Raw genomic sequence first — 16,830 nt, forward strand, 5'->3', positions numbered from 1 at the left:
CGGCATCGGCATCATGAACATCATGCTGGTGAGCGTGACCGAGCGCACCCGCGAGATCGGCCTGCGCATGGCGGTGGGCGCGCGCGGGCGCGACATCCTCACGCAGTTCCTGATCGAGGCGGTCACGCTGAGCCTGATCGGCGGCGCCATCGGCGTGGTGCTGGGCGCCATCGCGACCTGGGCGGTGGGGCAGTTCGCCGGCTGGCAGGTCAGCATGACGCTGGACTCCATCGTGCTGGCGGCCGGCTTCTCGGCGCTGGTGGGCGTGTTCTTCGGTTTCTACCCGGCGCGGCGCGCCTCGCTGCTGCTGCCGATCCAGGCCTTGCGCCACGAGTGAGCGTGCTCAGGCCGTCGTTCGCGCAGCCAGGCTGAAGCAGAAGGTGGCGCCCTGGCCCGGCGCGGCCGAGGCCTGCAGGTCGCCGCTGTGGCGCTGCACGATGCGCAGCGAGGTCGCCAGCCCGATGCCCAGGCCACCGAACTCGTGCGGCATGTGCAGGCGCTGGAACGGCTGGAACAGCTTGGCCGCGCGCGCCATGTCGAAGCCCGCGCCGTTGTCGCTGACGCAGAAGCGCGTCAACCCCCCGGATTCCTGCGCGTACACGCGGATGTGCGCATCGGGCGTGCGCGCGGTGTACTTCCAGGCGTTGTGCAGCAGGTTCTGCATCAGCGCCTCCACCAGCGCCGGGTCGGCCATGGCGTGCAGGCCGGGCTCGACCTGCCAGCCCACCTGGCGTTGCGGCTCGGTGCCGGCGAACTCCTCCAGCAGGCGGGTGGCGATGGCGCTCAGGTTGACCGGCTTGCGCTGCAGCTCACCGCGCGCGAACTGCGACAGCGTGAGCAGGCCGTCGATCAGCTCGCCCATCTTCTTGCTCGCGGCCATGATGCGCTGCAGGTGGGCCACGCTGTCGGCGTCCAGCGCCGGGTGGTCCTCCTGCAGGGCCTGGGCGAAGCCGTTGATGATGCGCAGCGGCGAGCGCAGGTCGTGGGCCACCGCATACGAGTAGCTCTCCAGCTCGTCGTAGGCCGCTTTCAGGGCCTGGGTGCGCTCCTGGATGCGGTGCTCCAGCGAGGTGTTGAGGCGCTGGATCTCCACCTCGCTGCGCTTGCGCTCGGTCACGTCGCGCGTCACGCCCAGGGCACGCACGGCACGGCCGTGGGCATCGCGCTCGAACTCGGCGCGCACCGTGAACCAGCGCCACTCGCCGCCGAACATGAGCCGGTACTCGATGTCGTACACCCCCTTGCCCTGCACCGCCAGCGCCCACTGGCGCATCACGGCGGAGCGGTCGTCGGGGTGGGTGAGGGCCAGCAGCTCCTCGTCGGAAAAGTCGGCCTGCGGCAGCCCCAGGATTTCGTGCGATCCCGACAGCGTGGTGAAGCGCCGCGTGGCCACGTCGGCCTGCCAGCTGGCCAGGCCCGCGAGCTCGTGCGCCTGGCGCAGCAGCTGCCCGCTGGTGCGCAGGGCCTGCTCGGCGTGCTTGAGGGCGGTGATGTCCTGCACCACGGCGATCACGTAGTCGGCTTCGCCCGATGGCTTGCGCACCAGCGAGATCGTGAGATAGGCCCAGACGAAGTGGCCGAGCTTGTGGATGTAGCGCTTCTCGAAGGCGTAGTGGGGGACCTCGTCGTTCAGCGCGCGGTGGAAATGGGCGAGGTCGAGCTCGAGGTCGTCCGGGTGGGTGAAGTCCCGGAAGTGCATCTTCAGCATTTCGGCCTTGGTGTAGCCGATCATGTCGCAGTAGGTCTGGTTGATGCGGATCCATTCGCCGTTGAGGTGGCTGTGGGTCATGCCGGTGGCGCCCTGCTCGAAGGTGTCCTCGAGCTGCTGCTTGCCCTGCTGGATCAGCGCGGTGGCCTCGCGCAGGTGGCGGTTCTGCCGCTGCATCAAGGCGATCGCGCCCACCACCACGAACTGCGTGACCAGGTGCCACAGGTTGAGCCAGAAGGCCTCGACCGGGTCCTCGAACGCGAAGCTGAAATAGGGCTTGACCAGCACGAAGTTGATCACCAGCATGCCCAGCACGGTGCTGAACATGCCGACCCGGAAACCGCCGTAGAGCGCGGAGAGCGCCGCGGCCAGCGACAGCGTGATGAAGCGCCCGCCCGATTCGGCCGGTGCCAGCGCCACCCGCATCCAGGCCGCCAGCAGAGTGATTGCCAGCGCCACCGCCAGCCGTGTCCAGATGCTGTGCCGGTCGGGCTGCCAGTCCGCCACGCGCTGCCACACCCGCTGCATGGGGCTACCCGTTGGGGAGGGGGGCGTCATGGGGTTGGCCGCATGGTGTGGGCTTCCGGGGCGGGTGCTCGTGCTGTTGAAGCGGTTATACCGGAGCGGCTTGCGGCGGACACTGCGGGTCTGCCCTTGTTCACCGTGCACCGCTCAAGGTGTGCAGCATGGTGTCGATCGCCGCGGCCGTCTCCAGGGGTTTTTCCATCGGAAACAGGTGGCTGCCTTCGACCATCGCCAGCCGCTGCGGGTGCGCGCGGCCCACCAGCCGGTGCGTCATGGCCATGCCGACCTGCTTCATCTCCAGCGAGTGCGTGCCGCCGATGAAGCCGACCGGGCAGGCCAGCGGGTGGCGGCGCAGCAGCCGGTCCAGGTTGTGCGGCAGGGTGTTGTAGATCGCGGTCTCCACCTCGCGGTCGAAGGCCAGCACGCGGTGGGTCTCGCCGCGGGCGTCGGCCTCGTCGCGCGTGCCGTGGCGGATGTAGTCGCGCAGCACCTGCGGCTCCCAGGCCGCGAAGGCCTTCTTGCTGGCGAAGTGGGCGAACGCGGCGGCCTCGTCGGGCCAGCTCGCGCGGCGCCGGCGGCTGACCTTGCCGGGCGAGACCGAGCCCACCAGCTGCGTGCGCTTGATGAGTTCCAGCGTGCGCGCGCGCCAGCCGCCAAGCACCGGGGAGTCGATCAGCAGCACGCCCCGCACGGCGTGGCCGCCCAGCCGCGGGTGGCGCGCGGCGCACATCAGGCTGAGGAAACCGCCCAGCGAATGCCCGACCAGCCAGGCGCCCTGGCCCTGGCGCTGGATCTCGGGCGCGGCGAAGTCGGCGAGCTGCTGCACCAGGTGCGGCCAGTTGCTGGTGACCGGGTAGCGCGGGTCGTGGCCGAAGCGGTCCACGGCGCGCACCGTGTGGCCCCGGGCTCGCAGCGACTTGAAGAGCACACCGTAGGTGCTGGCGGGGAAACTGTTGGCGTGGGAGAAAACGATCAACGACATGCCTAGATCAACTTTTCCCTGGCGTTCGTGATCTTCTTCAGCGGCTGGTTGCGCGGGCTGTTGCTCAGCAGCGGAACGTCGGTGTGGGCATCGTCCCAGGTCGGGTCCTCGATGCTGTCGAACACGTCGCGCAGCTTCTGGCCCCAGGTGTTGTGCAGCATGCGGAAGTAGGGGTTGTCGTTGTCGATGCAGGTGATCTTGTCGGACTGCAGCTGGTTGGCCTCGTACACCACCAGGTCCAGCGGCAGGCCCACCGACAGGTTGGACTTGAGCGTGGAGTCCATCGACACCAGCACGCACTTGGCGGCCTCGTCCAGCGGCGTCTCAGGGGCGATCACGCGGTCGAGCACCGGCTTGCCGTACTTGGACTCGCCGACCTGGAAGAACGGCGTCTCGGTGGTGGCTTCGATGAAGTTGCCGGCCGAATAGACCTGGAACAGGCGCATGCCCTCGCCCTGGATCTGGCCACCGAAGATCATGGACACGTTGAACTCCACGCCGGCGCGCTGCAGCGAATCGCCGTCGCGCTCGTAGACGTGGCGCACCGCCGAGCCGAGCACGCGCGCGGCGTCGAACATGCTTCTGGCGTTCCAGATCGTGATGGGCTCGCCGCCGTCGACGTCCTGCAGCTGCTCGACCTGCAGGATCTCGCGCACCGACTGCGAGACGCTCAGGTTGCCGGCCGAGAGCAGGCACATGAAGCGGTCGCCCGGCTTCTCGTAGACGATCATCTTGCGGAAGGTGCTGATCTGGTCCAGGCCTGCGTTGGTGCGCGAGTCGGAGAGGAAGACCATGCCGGCGTTGAGCTTGACGGCGACGCAGTAAGTCATGATGAAGAGGCCAGTTTTTTCAGGGTGTAGAGCTGTTCCAGCGCTTCGCGCGGGCTCAGGGTGTCGGGGTCGATCTGCGCCAGCGCGGTCTGCAGCGGGTGGGTCTCGGGCTCCAGTGTGGCAGGTGGCGGGGCGAACAGGTCCACCTGGCTGCGGCTTTCTTCGCTCTGGGCCTCCAGCGCGGCCAGGGCGTGGCGCGCATGCTGCACCACGCCGGCGGGCACGCCGGCCAGGCGCGCGACCTGGATGCCGTAGCTGCGGCTGGCCGGGCCGGGCTCGATCTGGTGCAGGAACACGATGCCGCCGGCCTTGCCCCCGGCCTCGACCGCGCTCACGTGCACGTTCACCGCGGCGTGGTGGCTGGCGGGGAACTCGGTGAGCTCGAAGTAGTGGGTGGCGAACAGCGTGAAGGCGCGCGACCTGTCGTGCAGGTGGGTGGCGATGCCGCCGGCCAGCGCCAGGCCGTCGAAGGTGGAGGTGCCGCGGCCGATCTCGTCCATCAGCACCAGGCTCTCGGGCGTGGCCGCGTGCAGGATCTGCGCCGCCTCGGTCATCTCCACCATGAAGGTGGACTGCGCGTTGGCCAGGTCGTCGGCCGCGCCGATGCGGGTGTGGATGGCGTCGATCGGCCCGAGCCGGCACGAGCTGGCGGGCACGAAGCTGCCCATGCTGGCCAGCAGCACGATCACCGCGACCTGGCGCATGTAGGTGCTCTTGCCGCCCATGTTGGGGCCGGTGATCACCTGCATGCGCTGCTTCGGGCCGAGCACGGTGTCGTTGGCGATGAAGCCGCCGCCGCTGGTCTCGTTCAGGCGCGCCTCCACCACCGGGTGGCGGCCGCCGCGGATGTCGATGCAGGGCTCGGCCACGAACTGCGGCGCGCACCAGTTCAGCGTGAGCGAGCGCTCGGTGAGGGCACACAGCGCGTCGAGCGCGGCCATGGCGCGCGCCAGCCGCGTGAGCGGCGCCACGAAAGCCTGCAGCTCGTCGAGCAGGTGCTCGTACAGCCATTTCTCGCGCGCCAGCGCGCGGTCCTGCGCCGAGAGCGCCTTGTCCTCGAAGGCCTTGAGCTCGGGCGTGATGAAGCGCTCGGCGTTCTTCAGCGTCTGGCGGCGGCGGTAGTCTTCGGGCACCTTGGACGCCTGGCCCTGCGTGACCTCGATGTAGAAGCCGTGCACCTTGTTGAACTGCACGCGCAGGTTGGCGATGCCGGTGCGCGCGCGCTCGCGCTGCTCGAGTTCGATCAGGAAAGCGTCGCTGTGGGTCTGGATGCCGCGCAGCTCGTCGAGCTCGGCGTCGAAGCCGTCGGCGATCACGCCGCCGTCGCGCACCAGCGCGGCGGGTTCGGGCAAGAGGGCGTCGCGCAGCAGGGCGGCGCAGCCCTCGGGGGGCGTGAGGTGCTGGCCGATGCCGTGCAGCAGGCCGCCGGCCTCCTGCGCGCCGAGCTGGTGGGCCAGCTGCTGCGCGCGCTCCAGTGTCTGGCCCAGGCCGACCAGCTCGCGCGGCTTGACCTGGCGCAGCGCGGTGCGCGCGGTGATGCGCTCGACGTCGCTCGCGCCCTTGAGCGACTGGCGCAGGCTTTGCCACAGGCCACCACGCAGGGTGTGGATGGCGGCCAGCCGCGCGCGGGCTTCTGTGCGGTCGCGCCGGGGCTCCAGCAGCCAGCTGCGCAGCGCGCGGCTGCCCATGCCGGTGCAGCAGACGTCGAGCAGCGAGAACAGCGTGGGGCTGGTCTCGCTGCGCAGGGTCTGCACGAGTTCGAGGTTGCGCCGGGTGTTGAGAGGCAGGTCGATGCGCTCGCCGCTGCGCGCCACCTGCAGGCTGGACACGTGGGTGAGGGCGCGGCCCTGGGTGTGCTCGGCGTAGTTCAGCAGCGCGGCGGCGGCGGCGTGCGCGTCGGGCATGTCCTGCGCGTCCCAGGCAGCCAGGCTCGCGGCCTGCATCTGCTCCAGCAGCTTGCGCTGGCCCAGCGCGGCATCAAACGCCCAGGCCGGGCGCAGCACCGCCACCAGCCGACCGCCGTTGTTGCCGGCCTGGCCGGCCAGCGATTGCACGTGTTTCTCGAACGCCGGCGTGGCGTCGGCGCTGTAGAGGATTTCGCCGGGCGCCACGCGCGCCACCCAGTCGGCCAGCTCGTCGCTGGCGCACTGCGCCAGGAACACGATGCCCTGCGTGACCGACATCCAGGCCAGGCCGCAACCGGTGCGCGCGCCCGGGTGCACGGCCATCAGCACCGCCTCGGTCTTGTCGGACAGCAGCTCGCTGTCGGTCAGCGTGCCGGGCGTGACCACGCGCACCACCTTGCGCTCCACCGGCCCCTTGGCCGTGGCCACGTCGCCCACCTGCTCGCAGATGGCGACCGATTCGCCCAGCTTGATCAGGCGCGCCAGATAGGTGTCGACGGAATGGAAGGGCACGCCGGCCATCACCACCGGCTGCCCGCCCGACTGGCCGCGCTGGGTCAGCGTGATGTCGAGCAAGCGCGCGGCCTTCTCGGCGTCGCCGAAGAACACCTCGTAGAAATCGCCCATGCGGTAGAACAGCAGCGTGTTCGGGTACCCGGCTTTAAGTCCGAAGTACTGCTGCATCATGGGGGTGTGCAGGGACAGGTCCGCAAGCGCGCCGGGCTGGGGAGAGGAATCCTGACTCATCAATGACTTCGGTGCGTGCGGTGCAAGGTGGGCCCATGCCGGGCTCGGAGCGGGCCCTATCTTATTTGATGGCCGTCGCAGGGCCCCGGGGCAGGTCGGCGCGCGCGGCCAGCCCGCGCCCGCACTGGAACATCGCATTCCACTTTGGTCCCTGCTCCGGCACACCGGCTTGCAAGGCCGCCTTCGCGCGTTTTTTCCGAGCGCGCTGGCCGCCGATTTGCCCCAATGAAAACAAGCACTTGAGCGAACCCATCAGGGTATTCCCGCGATGCGGGATCGCTGGCTCACGACTTGCGATGAAGCTGCGCCCCCACCCACAAAGTGCGCCGCGCTGTCCCGGTCTTCCCTGCACCGGGCGTGGCGATCATCACAAAGCAACTGGAGACATTGCACTATGGAAACCTTCTACGAGGTCATGCGCCGCAAGGGCATTTCGCGCCGCAGCTTTCTGAAGTACTGCTCGCTCACCGCGACCTCGCTGGGGCTGGCCCCGTCGTTCGTGCCGCAGATCGCCCACGCCATGGAGAACAAGCCGCGCACCCCGGTGCTCTGGCTGCACGGCCTGGAATGCACCTGCTGCACCGAGAGCTTCATCCGCAGCGCGCACCCGCTGGCCAAGGACGTGGTGCTCTCCATGATCTCGCTCGACTACGACGACACGCTGATGGCCGCCGCCGGCCACCAGGCCGAGGCCATCCTCGAGGAGATCATGACCAAGTACAAGGGCCAGTACATCCTGGCCGTGGAGGGCAACCCGCCGCTCAATGAAGACGGCATGTTCTGCATCCAGTCGGGCAAGCCCTTCGTCGAAAAACTCAAGCATGTGGCCAAGGATGCCAAGGCCATCATCGCCTGGGGTTCGTGTGCCTCATGGGGCTGCGTGCAGGCCGCCAAGCCCAACCCCACGCAGGCCACGCCGATCCACAAGGTCATCACCGACAAGCCCATCATCAAGGTGCCGGGCTGCCCGCCCATTCCGGAGGTGATGACCGGCGTGATCACCTACATGCTCACCTTCGACCGCGTGCCCGAACTCGACCGCCAGGGCCGCCCGAAGATGTTCTACAGCCAGCGCATCCACGACAAGTGCTACCGCCGTCCGCACTTCGACGCCGGCCAGTTCGTCGAAGCCTGGGACGACGAGTCCGCGCGCAAGGGCTACTGCCTCTACAAGGTGGGCTGCAAGGGACCGACCACCTACAACGCCTGTTCCACCGTGCAGTGGAACGAGGGCACCAGCTTCCCGATCAAGGCCGGCCACGGCTGCATCGGCTGCTCGGAAGACGGTTTCTGGGACAAGGGTTCGTTCTACGACCGGCTGACCGACATCCACCAGTTCGGCATCGAAGCGAATGCCGACCAGGTCGGTGCGACGGCCGCCGGCGTGGTCGGTGCGGCCGCTGTGGCGCACGCCGCGGCGTCGGCGATCAAGCGCGCCACGCAGAAGAACGATTCGCCGACCACCGTCGACCACTGATCCGCGCCGCCGGCGCTTGAGCGTCGGCGCGTGTGCGGACAGACCCGATTCCAGCAAAGGATACAGAGATGGGTGCTTACGAAACTCAGGGCTACACGATGGACAACACCGGCCGGCGCATCGTCGTCGATCCGGTCACCCGCATCGAAGGCCACATGCGTTGCGAGGTCAACGTAGACAAGGACAACATCATCCGCAACGCGGTGTCGACCGGCACCATGTGGCGCGGCCTCGAAGTGATCCTGAAGGGCCGCGACCCGCGCGACGCCTGGGCCTTCGTCGAACGCATCTGCGGCGTGTGCACCGGCTGCCACGCGCTGACCTCGGTGCGCGCGGTGGAAGATGCGCTCGGCATCACGATTCCGAAGAACGCGTACCTGATCCGCGAAATCATGGCCAAGACGCTGCAGGAACACGATCACGCGGTGCACTTCTATCACCTGCACGCGCTCGACTGGGTGGACGTCGTGTCGGCGCTGAAGGCCGACCCGAAGAAGACCTCGGAACTGCAGCAGACCGTGTCGCCCAGTCACCCGATGTCTTCGCCCGGCTACTTCCGCGACATCCAGAACCGGCTGAAGAAGTTCGTCGAAAGCGGCCAGCTCGGCCCCTTCATGAACGGCTACTGGGGCAACAAGGCCTATGTGCTGCCGCCGGAAGCCAACCTGATGGCGGTCACCCACTACCTCGAAGCACTCGACCTGCAGAAGGAATGGGTCAAGGTGCACACCATCTTCGGCGGCAAGAACCCGCACCCGAACTACCTGGTGGGCGGCGTGCCGTGCGCCATCAACATCGACGGCGACGGCGCGGCCGGTGCGCCGGTCAATATGGAGCGGCTGAACTTCGTCGAAGCGCGCATCAAGGAAATGATCGAGTTCAACAACAACGTCTACATCCCGGATGTGCTGGCCATCGGCACGATCTACAAGAACGCCGGCTGGCTGTACGGCGGCGGCCTGTCAGCCACCAACGTGATCGACTACGGCACCTATGAAAAGGTGATGGGCGACCACAGCACGCAGCAGTTGCCGGGCGGCGCCATCCTCGATGGCAACTGGGACGAAATCCTTCCGGTCGATCCGCGCGACCCCGAGCAGGTGCAGGAGTTCGTCAACCACAGCTGGTACTCGTACGCCGACGAAAGCAAGGGCCTGCACCCGTGGGACGGCGTCACCGAGCCCAATTACGTGCTCGGCGCCAACACGAAGGGCACCCGCACCAACATCGAGATCATCGACGAGGACGCCAAGTACTCGTGGATCAAGTCGCCGCGCTGGCGTGGTCATTCGATGGAAGTCGGCCCGCTGTCGCGCTACATCCTCGGCTATGCGCATGCGCTCAAGGGCAACCAGTACTGCCAGCGCGTGAAGGAACAGGTCGATGGTTCGGCACGCATCATCAACAGCGACTTCCCGAAGGCGCTCGGCATGGCGGAAACCAGCTACACCGCCAAACAGCTGCTGCCCACCACCATCGGCCGCACGCTGGCGCGCGCGCTCGAGGCGCAGTACTGCGCCGAAATGATGCTCGACGACTTCAAGGAACTGGTCGCCAACATCAAGGCTGGCGACACCAACACCGCCAACGTCGAGAAGTGGGACCCGAAGACCTGGCCGAAGGAAGCCAAGGGCGTCGGCACGGTGGCCGCGCCGCGCGGCATGCTGGGCCACTGGATCCGCATCAAGGACGGCCGCATCGAGAACTACCAGTGCGTCGTACCGACCACCTGGAACGGCAGCCCGCGCGACACCAAGGGCCAGATCGGCGCCTTCGAAGCCAGTCTGATGAACACGCCGATGGCCAATCCGGAAGAGCCGGTCGAAATCCTGCGCACGCTGCATTCCTTCGACCCCTGCCTCGCCTGCTCGACGCACGTGATGAGCGAGGACGGCCGCGAACTGACCACGGTGAAGGTGCGCTGAAGCGCACCCACGACATGACGACATCAGGAGGAAACATGAATACGTCCCTCGCCTTATCCCTGGCCCGCCGCGTCTGCGTTGCGGCCGCCCTGACGCTGGCTGCCGGCGTCGCTCACGCGCATGAAGGTCACGGCGCACACGGTCTGGCCGCCGGCCTGGCGCATCCCTTCGCCGGTGTCGATCACCTGCTGGCAATGATCGCCGTCGGCGTGTGGTCGGCCGCCGCGCTGCGGGGCGCTCAACGCCTGGCCGGCCCGGCCTGGTTCCTGCTCGCGCTGCTGGCCGGTGCCTTCGTCGGCGTGCAGACCGGCGCCGGTGTGTACATCGAAGCCGGTGTCGCGCTCAGCGTCGCGCTGTTCGGCGTGCTGCTGCTGGCGCGCCGACAACTGCCGGCGGTCGCCGGTCTTGCGCTGGTTGCCGCAGCCGGTGCGCTGCACGGCGTCGCGCACGGCGCCGAGTGGGCGGCAGGGACGTCCTTCACCGGCTATGCCGCAGGCTTCATGCTCGGTTCGGCACTGCTGCACGCCGCCGGTCTCGCAGCGGGTGCTGCGCTGGCGCGCGTGCCGGCCTGGGTGTGGCGCGTGCAGGCGGCCGGGCTCGGCGCTGCCGGCCTGTTCATGTTTGCGTCGCGCCTCTGAAGCAGCCAACCGCGGGAGACCAAAGATGTCCGCCACTACTGAAAAGCTGTCCCACGCCACCGGCATCGACGAGGGGGCAGTTGCCCACGGCCGCTCGATCAAGTCGGTCTACGTGTATGAGGCGCCGGTGCGCGTGTGGCACTGGATCAACGCGCTGGCGATCACGGTGCTCGCGCTGACCGGCTACTTCATCGCCTCGCCGCTGCCGACGCAGCCGGGCGAAGCCAGCGCCAACTACCTGATGGGCTACATCCGCTTCGCGCATTTCGCCGCCGGCTACATTCTCGCGGTCGGCCTGATCGGCCGCACCTACTGGGCCATCGCCGGGAACCATCATGCGCGCGAGTTGTTCTGGGTACCGCTGTTCACCCGGGCCTACTGGGTCGAGGTGCTGGGCATGCTGAAGTGGTACGCCTTCATCAGTCCGCGTCCCGGCCGCTACGTGGGCCACAACCCGCTGGCGCGCCTCGCCATGTTCTTCGGCTATCTGATGCTCACGGTGTTCATGATCGTGACCGGCTTCGCGCTGTACGGCGAAGGCTCGCAGATGGGGTCGTGGCAGGAGCGGATGTTCGGCTGGGTCATCCCGCTGTTCGGTCAGTCGCAGGACGTGCATACCTGGCACCACCTCGGCATGTGGGCGCTGATCGTGTTCATCATCGTGCATGTCTATGCCGCCATTCGTGAAGACATCATGGGGCGGTCGAGCGTGGTGAGCACGATGATTTCCGGCCACCGCACCTTCAAGGACTGATGCCATGTCGGCCGCCGCCTCGCCCGCAGGACGCAGCCCGGCCGACCTGGCAACCACCTCTTCTATTGAAAGCAGGCTCGTTGTGCACCCCGTTGTGTATCCCGTTGTGCACCCTTTGCGTCCCGGACGGTCACTGTTGCAACGCGTACCTGCCGGCATTCCGGTGCGTGCGCCGTGGCATCCGGGACGATTTCTTTCGCGCAACTATCTCGAGCCGCTCGGCCTGTCGCAGAGCGAAGCCGCGCGCGCGCTCGGCATGTCGCGTCGCCGCCTGCACGAAATCGTGCACGGTCAGCGCGCGCTGACGCCCGACACCGCCATCCGCTGCGCCCTGCTGTTCGGAACCGACGCCGCCTTCTGGCTGGCGCTTCAGTCCGCCTGGGACAGCTTCCACGCCTGGAAGGCGCTGCGCGCCACGCCCGACGCCACGCTTCCGCGCGGCGTTCACTGATTTTTCCGAAGGGAAGTTCGACCATGAACCCGAATCCGTCCGAATGCAGCTGTCACCCACCCCGTGACAGCGTCGTCGTGCTCGGCATTGGCAATGTGCTGTGGGCCGACGAAGGGTTCGGCGTGCGCTGCGTCGAGGCATTGCAGCAGCGCTTCGAGTTCGATTTCGCACCGGAAGAGGGCCCCGAGGTGCAGCTGATCGACGGCGGCACCCAGGGCCTCTACCTGGTGCAGCACGTGCAGGCGGCCGACTGCCTGCTCATCTTCGATGCCATCGACTATGGCCTCGAGCCGGGCACGCTCAAGTGCATCGCCAACGACGACGTGCCGCGCTTCATGGGCGCCAAGAAGATGAGCCTGCACCAGACCGGTTTCCAGGAAGTGCTGTTGCTGGCCCAGCTGACCGGGCGGTATCCGCGCGAAGTTCTGCTGATCGGCTGCCAGCCGGAAGAGCTGGAAGACTACGGCGGCAGCCTGCGCCCGTCGGTGCGCCGCGCGATGGAACAGGCGCTGGCGCTGGGCCTGGGCGCGCTGCGCCGCTGGGGCGCCCGGCCGGTGCCGCGCACCACGCCGCTGACCGTGCGCGAGTGCATCACCTTCGCCGAACTCGAACTGGCGCGCTACGAAGATGAGCGTCCGCCGGAAGACGTCGCCTGCCGCAGCGGCGACGCGCGCTTCTTTCCTGCCGCCGGTGCGGAGGACTCGACTGTGGGCACAGCCTGATCATGTGCCTGGGCATACCGATGCAGGTGACCGCCGTCGAGCCGGGCCATGCGCGCTGCGCGGGCCGGTTGGGTGAACGCCGCGTGCGCAGTGCGCTGGTCGGTGAGGTGGCCGTCGGCGACTGGCTGCTGGTGTTCCTCGACAGCGCGCAGGAACGCATTTCGGTCGAGCGGGCGCGTGAGGTCGACGCCACGCTGGACCTGATAGAAGCCGTCATGCAGGGCGAAGCCGGCGACGGCAACGCCGCCTTTGCGCTGCCGTCGGCGATGAGCAGCGAACAACTGCGGGCCCTGTCCGGCGCCCGCGCCGAAGTGCCCGACATGTCGCAGGAAGACTCGCAGGACAACTCGCAGGGAGAAATCGCATGAGCATCGAAACCGCATCATCCGAAGCAGTCGTCACGCTGCCGGTCGCCGCACCGGCTGCCGTGTCGCCGCTGATCGAGCGCCTGGTCAGCGCACACGGCGCGACCTGGCTCACCAGCGACAACGTCGCCGACTGGGCGGCTGGCGGCGGCGACCGCGTCATCCTGCTGGCCGGCGACCCGGTGCGCTTCCCCGAGGCGCTGGATCTCGCCGTCGTGCTGCCCGAACTGCGTCAGCACTTCGCGCAGCGCTTCGTCGTCGGCGTCGCCACGCGCGAACACGAAGACGCAATCGCCAGACGTTACGGCGCGATCCGCTGGCCGGCGCTGGTGTTCGTGCGCGACGGCCAGTACGTCACCGTGCTGTCCGGCATGCTCGACTGGCAGGTCTATGTCGAGCGCGTCGGCGAAGCGATCGCGATGCCTGCGTCGCGCGCGCCCACCATCGGCATTCCGGTGCGCCATGGCAGCGCATCCGATTCGTCCTGTCACTGAACGGAGTACGGCACGTGAAAGAATTTCCCGCATTTCCCATTCCGGTTGCCGTCATCGGCCCCGGCACCCAGGTCGAAGACGAAGCGCTGCACTACCTCAACATGCCGCAGGGCATGGAAACCTTCCGCCCGCCCATCCTGCCCGAGCCGGAAGAGCTGGTCGGCCACGAACAGGCCCATCTGGCGCTGCGCGACGTGCTGGCCTGCCTGGGCGCGACGCGCACCGACGGGCACAACCGCAGCATCGACCTGACCCGGCTGCCGCCGGAGGACCTGAAACTGATCAACCAGGTCATGGGCGAAGGCGAGGTCAGCGCGCAGGTACGTGCCGACGACGATGCCGGCCGCCACGTCGCGGTGCAGGAATCGGTGTTCGCCGGCGTCTGGCGCGTCATCGTCAGCGACGGCGGCAGGGTCGTGTCCGACACCATGGAGGTGGGGGCCATTCCGCAGGTACTGCGTACCTCCGCCACCGAAGACCTGTGGATCACCGCGCCGCGCTGGCAGGGCGCGCTGCCGCCCAATGTGCAGAACGCGCCGGCGCTGCTGGCCGAGATCGAGGACCAGTGGCGCGCGTGGAAGCCGGGCACGCCGGCGCACGTCGTGAATCTGACGCTGCTGCCGATGTCGAATGAGGACATCGGCTTCATGGACCACCACCTCGGCACCGGCCGTGTACTCATCCTGTCGCGCGGCTACGGCAACTGCCGCATCACCAACACGTGCGTGCCCAACACCTGGCGTGTCGTGTATTACAACTCGCAGGACGTGGTCATCCTGAACACGGTCGAAGTGAGCGCGCTGCCGGAAGTCGCGATGGCGGCGAAGGAAGATCTGGAAGACTCGTTCGAACGCCTGACCGAAGTGCTCGCCTGGGTGGAGGGCGACTGATCATGTCGGCCACTGTGCGTTTCGAAGGCAGCTATCTCGGCGACGCCGGCAAGTTGCCGGACAATGCGAAGCTCGAATGCAAGATCTGCTGGTGGGTGTATGACCCGCAGCAGGGCGACCCGGTGTGGCAGATCACGCCGGGCACCGCGTTCACCGACCTGCCGTCGCACTGGCGCTGCCCGCAGTGCGACGGCGATGCCGACCAGTTCATGGTCATTGATTGAGACTGCCGCGCAGCCAATATGACCGACCCGATGCTCGCCCACCGCATCAGCGCCCTCGAAGCGCTGTTCCGCCAGATCGCCGACACCCGCATGGCCGGGCTGCCGATCGTGAACGCGGCGCTGTGCGTCGAGACGGTGGGTTTCGAGCCCTTTGCGTCGGAGCCGGATCTGCCGGCGGCGGCCAGCGGCGTGCTGGTGACGCCCTGGTTCATGAATCTGGTGCGCCTGCCGCTGGCGCGCGAGGACGAGCTCGGCCGCGTCGGCGTCACGCGCCGGCTGGCGGTCGGGCGCGAGCACTTCGACTTCATCGGCGCGCACGAAGCGGCCATCGGCACCTTCGACGCCTGTTCGCTGTTTTCGCCGATGTTCGATTTCGCGTCGCAGGACACCGCCGTCGCCACCGCGCAGGCGGTGCTGGCACGGCTGCGCGAACCGCTGCCCGACGTGGCGATGGATGCGGCGGAACAGCCCGAACGCCCGGCCCGCCGCGGCTTCCTGTTCGGCCGGAGCCGCACGCCATGATGTCGCTCGATGCACTGGCCGGCGTGCTGCGCGTGCAACCGGGTGCTCGACGCCCGGCCGCGCTGGGCGGCCAGCGTCCGGACTGGGCGGCGCGCCTCGCCGTCGGTCGCCCGGCACAGTCGCTGCCCGACCTGCTCGGTGCCGTGTTCAGCCTGTGCAGTCACGCGCACCGGTTGTGCGCGCGGTCTGCGGTAGAGGCTGCGCGCGGTATTGATGCGCCGCGGCCGGACACACTGCGCAGCGAAACCCTGCGCGAACACCTGCGCCGCGTGCTGCTCGACTGGCCGGCGCTGCGGGCGGCGGAACCGTCGACCGACGCGCAGCGCGCGCTGGCCACCTGTCCGGCACTGCGTGCCGGCGGCCGCGACGACGCGTGTGCCGACAACATGCCGGACTGGATCGAACACCATCTGCTCGGCATGGCGCCAGCGCACTGGCTGGCCGCCTTCGAGCGCGCGCCGGAGCAGGCCTTCGCCGACTGGCGCGATGCTGCGCCGTCCTGGCTGGCTCGTTTGCTGCGCGACAGCGCGGCGCTGGCCGACGCGCCGCTCGCCGCAGCGGCGCCGCTGCACGTCCACGCCAGTGAAGCGGCGCTGCGCGCACTCGCCGCCGCGATGACGGCTGACCCGGCCTTCACCCGTCGCCCGCGCATCGACGGCGCCTGTGCCGAAACCGGCTGCTGGACGCGGCTGGCCGATGACACCATGCCGGTATCCGTGTCCGGCCGTTTCGCCGCGCGGCTGGCCGAACTGGTGCGCCTCGCGCTGCCCGGCGGCGAGCGCCGCCTGCGCAGCGGTCGTCTCGCGCTGGCGCCGGGCGAGGGGCTGGCGTGGGCGGAAATGGCGCGCGGCCTGCTGGTGCATCACGTGCAGCTCGACGGCCGCGGCGACGACGCGCGCATCGACGCCTGTCATGTGCTGGCGCCGACCGAATGGAATTTCGATGCCGACGGCGCAGTGGCCGCCGCAATCGAGAAGCTGGGCCCGGCAGAACCCGATTGCGCGCGCCGCGTCGCATTGCTGATGGCGGCATACGACCCCTGCGTGCGCTACGAGGTGGCCGGCGCCGCGGAGCTGGCCCATGCATGAAGCCAGTCTGGCCGGCGGCATCCTGCAGCTGGTCGAACGCACTGCCGAACGCGAGCGCTTCGTCCGCGTCACGCATCTGCGGCTGGAGGCCGGGCAGCTGGCGGGCGTCGAGTCGCGCGCGCTGCGCTTCGCGCTCGAAGCCATCGCGCCCGGCACGCTGCTCGACGGCGCGTTGATCGACATCGACGAACCGCCGGGTCAGGCTTGGTGCATGGACTGCAGCCTCACCGTGCAGATCACGCAGCGCGGCGATGCCTGTGCGCACTGCGGCGGCTACCGCCTGCAGCCGACCGGCGGCACCGAACTGAAGGTGATCGACATGCAGGTCGAGGATTGAAGTGCGGGTGCGGAGGCCCTATCGCGGGCAGGGCCCGCTCCGGGGGTGGGGCGGGCAGAAAGGAACAGGTGTTTTGGGTGAATGCGCATGAGCTTCTCCGTGTGCGGTTTCTCAATCCCTCTCCCGCATCAGCGGGAGAGGGTGGCGCGCAGCGACGGGTGAGGGCTGCGGCGTTTGCTCCCTCACCCCCGGCCCCTCTCCCGCTGATGCGGGCGAGGGGAGAAGGGCGATGCGGTGGTGGGGTGGA

Annotated in this window: 19 protein-coding genes; 14 read left to right on the forward strand and 5 right to left on the reverse strand. The window is 68.5% G+C overall.

The features are described 5' to 3' along the window. Window positions 1-337: ABC transporter permease (locus tag Q8Q80_RS02445; RefSeq protein WP_305631406.1), on the forward strand; the 337-nt coding region annotated here is incomplete at its 5' end. Between the two features lie 6 nt (window positions 338-343). Here Q8Q80_RS02445 and Q8Q80_RS02450 read toward each other — a convergent pair. The 5 genes from Q8Q80_RS02450 to Q8Q80_RS02470 form a co-directional block, all read right to left on the reverse strand. Continuing rightward, window positions 344-2,266 carry a PAS domain S-box protein gene (locus Q8Q80_RS02450; RefSeq protein WP_305631407.1) on the reverse strand — a complete coding sequence of 641 codons (1,923 nt, stop codon included), beginning with the start codon at window positions 2,264-2,266 and terminating at the stop codon, window positions 344-346. 100 nt (window positions 2,267-2,366) lie between these two features. Next, entirely contained in the window at window positions 2,367-3,215 is an 849-nt protein-coding gene (locus Q8Q80_RS02455; RefSeq protein ID WP_305631408.1) for an alpha/beta fold hydrolase, read from the reverse strand. Between the two features lie 2 nt (window positions 3,216-3,217). Beyond that, window positions 3,218-4,045 carry a proteasome-type protease gene (locus tag Q8Q80_RS02460; RefSeq protein ID WP_305631409.1) on the reverse strand — a complete coding sequence of 276 codons (828 nt, stop codon included), beginning with the start codon at window positions 4,043-4,045 and terminating at the stop codon, window positions 3,218-3,220. Continuing rightward, a complete protein-coding gene (mutS, locus tag Q8Q80_RS02465; RefSeq protein ID WP_305631410.1) occupies window positions 4,042-6,696 on the reverse strand; it encodes a DNA mismatch repair protein MutS in 2,655 nt (884 codons plus the stop codon). The genes Q8Q80_RS02460 and mutS overlap by 4 nt, the downstream gene beginning before the upstream one ends. A 61-nt stretch (window positions 6,697-6,757) precedes the next feature. Continuing rightward, a complete protein-coding gene (locus tag Q8Q80_RS02470) occupies window positions 6,758-6,949 on the reverse strand; it encodes a hypothetical protein (RefSeq protein ID WP_305631411.1) in 192 nt (63 codons plus the stop codon). Window positions 6,950-7,090: 141 nt separating this feature from the next. Between Q8Q80_RS02470 and Q8Q80_RS02475 the strand changes: the two genes are divergently transcribed. The 13 genes from Q8Q80_RS02475 to Q8Q80_RS02535 all read left to right on the forward strand — a co-directional run bounded on the left by Q8Q80_RS02475 (window position 7,091) and on the right by Q8Q80_RS02535 (window position 16,583). After that, window positions 7,091-8,173: a hydrogenase small subunit gene (locus Q8Q80_RS02475; RefSeq protein ID WP_305631412.1), complete on the forward strand. Its 1,083-nt coding sequence runs from the start codon at window positions 7,091-7,093 to the stop codon at window positions 8,171-8,173. A gap of 68 nt (window positions 8,174-8,241) precedes the next feature. Beyond that, a complete protein-coding gene (locus Q8Q80_RS02480; protein WP_305631413.1) occupies window positions 8,242-10,098 on the forward strand; it encodes a nickel-dependent hydrogenase large subunit in 1,857 nt (618 codons plus the stop codon). Window positions 10,099-10,133: 35 nt separating this feature from the next. Continuing rightward, window positions 10,134-10,736: a HupE/UreJ family protein gene (locus Q8Q80_RS02485; RefSeq protein ID WP_305631414.1), complete on the forward strand. Its 603-nt coding sequence runs from the start codon at window positions 10,134-10,136 to the stop codon at window positions 10,734-10,736. Window positions 10,737-10,761: 25 nt separating this feature from the next. After that, window positions 10,762-11,490 (forward strand): Ni/Fe-hydrogenase, b-type cytochrome subunit, encoded by a 729-nt coding sequence (gene cybH, locus Q8Q80_RS02490; RefSeq protein ID WP_305631415.1) that lies wholly within the window; start codon window positions 10,762-10,764, stop codon window positions 11,488-11,490. 136 nt (window positions 11,491-11,626) lie between these two features. Then, a complete protein-coding gene (locus Q8Q80_RS02495; protein ID WP_305631416.1) occupies window positions 11,627-11,941 on the forward strand; it encodes a HigA family addiction module antitoxin in 315 nt (104 codons plus the stop codon). 23 nt (window positions 11,942-11,964) lie between these two features. Continuing rightward, window positions 11,965-12,663 (forward strand): HyaD/HybD family hydrogenase maturation endopeptidase, encoded by a 699-nt coding sequence (locus tag Q8Q80_RS02500; RefSeq protein WP_305631417.1) that lies wholly within the window; start codon window positions 11,965-11,967, stop codon window positions 12,661-12,663. Window positions 12,664-12,665: 2 nt separating this feature from the next. Continuing rightward, complete coding sequence (locus tag Q8Q80_RS02505) at window positions 12,666-13,031, forward strand: HypC/HybG/HupF family hydrogenase formation chaperone (RefSeq protein WP_305631418.1); 366 nt, start codon at window positions 12,666-12,668, stop codon at window positions 13,029-13,031. Continuing rightward, the gene (locus Q8Q80_RS02510) at window positions 13,028-13,522 is read left to right on the forward strand and encodes a hydrogenase (protein ID WP_305631419.1); all 495 of its coding nucleotides are present in this window, start codon (window positions 13,028-13,030) and stop codon (window positions 13,520-13,522) included. Before Q8Q80_RS02505 ends, Q8Q80_RS02510 begins: the two co-directional genes overlap by 4 nt. 14 nt (window positions 13,523-13,536) lie before the next feature. Beyond that, window positions 13,537-14,412, forward strand: a complete 876-nt coding sequence (locus Q8Q80_RS02515; protein ID WP_305631420.1) for a hydrogenase expression/formation protein — start codon at window positions 13,537-13,539, stop codon at window positions 14,410-14,412. A gap of 2 nt (window positions 14,413-14,414) precedes the next feature. Continuing rightward, the gene (locus tag Q8Q80_RS02520) at window positions 14,415-14,636 is read left to right on the forward strand and encodes a rubredoxin (RefSeq protein ID WP_336623630.1); all 222 of its coding nucleotides are present in this window, start codon (window positions 14,415-14,417) and stop codon (window positions 14,634-14,636) included. 18 nt (window positions 14,637-14,654) lie between these two features. Next, the gene (gene hybE, locus Q8Q80_RS02525; protein ID WP_305631421.1) at window positions 14,655-15,158 is read left to right on the forward strand and encodes a [NiFe]-hydrogenase assembly chaperone HybE; all 504 of its coding nucleotides are present in this window, start codon (window positions 14,655-14,657) and stop codon (window positions 15,156-15,158) included. Beyond that, window positions 15,155-16,246: a hydrogenase formation protein gene (locus tag Q8Q80_RS02530; protein ID WP_305631422.1), complete on the forward strand. Its 1,092-nt coding sequence runs from the start codon at window positions 15,155-15,157 to the stop codon at window positions 16,244-16,246. Before hybE ends, Q8Q80_RS02530 begins: the two co-directional genes overlap by 4 nt. Beyond that, the gene (locus Q8Q80_RS02535; protein ID WP_305631423.1) at window positions 16,239-16,583 is read left to right on the forward strand and encodes a hydrogenase maturation nickel metallochaperone HypA; all 345 of its coding nucleotides are present in this window, start codon (window positions 16,239-16,241) and stop codon (window positions 16,581-16,583) included. Before Q8Q80_RS02530 ends, Q8Q80_RS02535 begins: the two co-directional genes overlap by 8 nt. Window positions 16,584-16,830: the final 247 nt, after the last annotated feature.

The organism is Methyloversatilis sp. (assembly GCF_030698125.1).
Taxonomy (GTDB): domain Bacteria; phylum Pseudomonadota; class Gammaproteobacteria; order Burkholderiales; family Rhodocyclaceae; genus Methyloversatilis.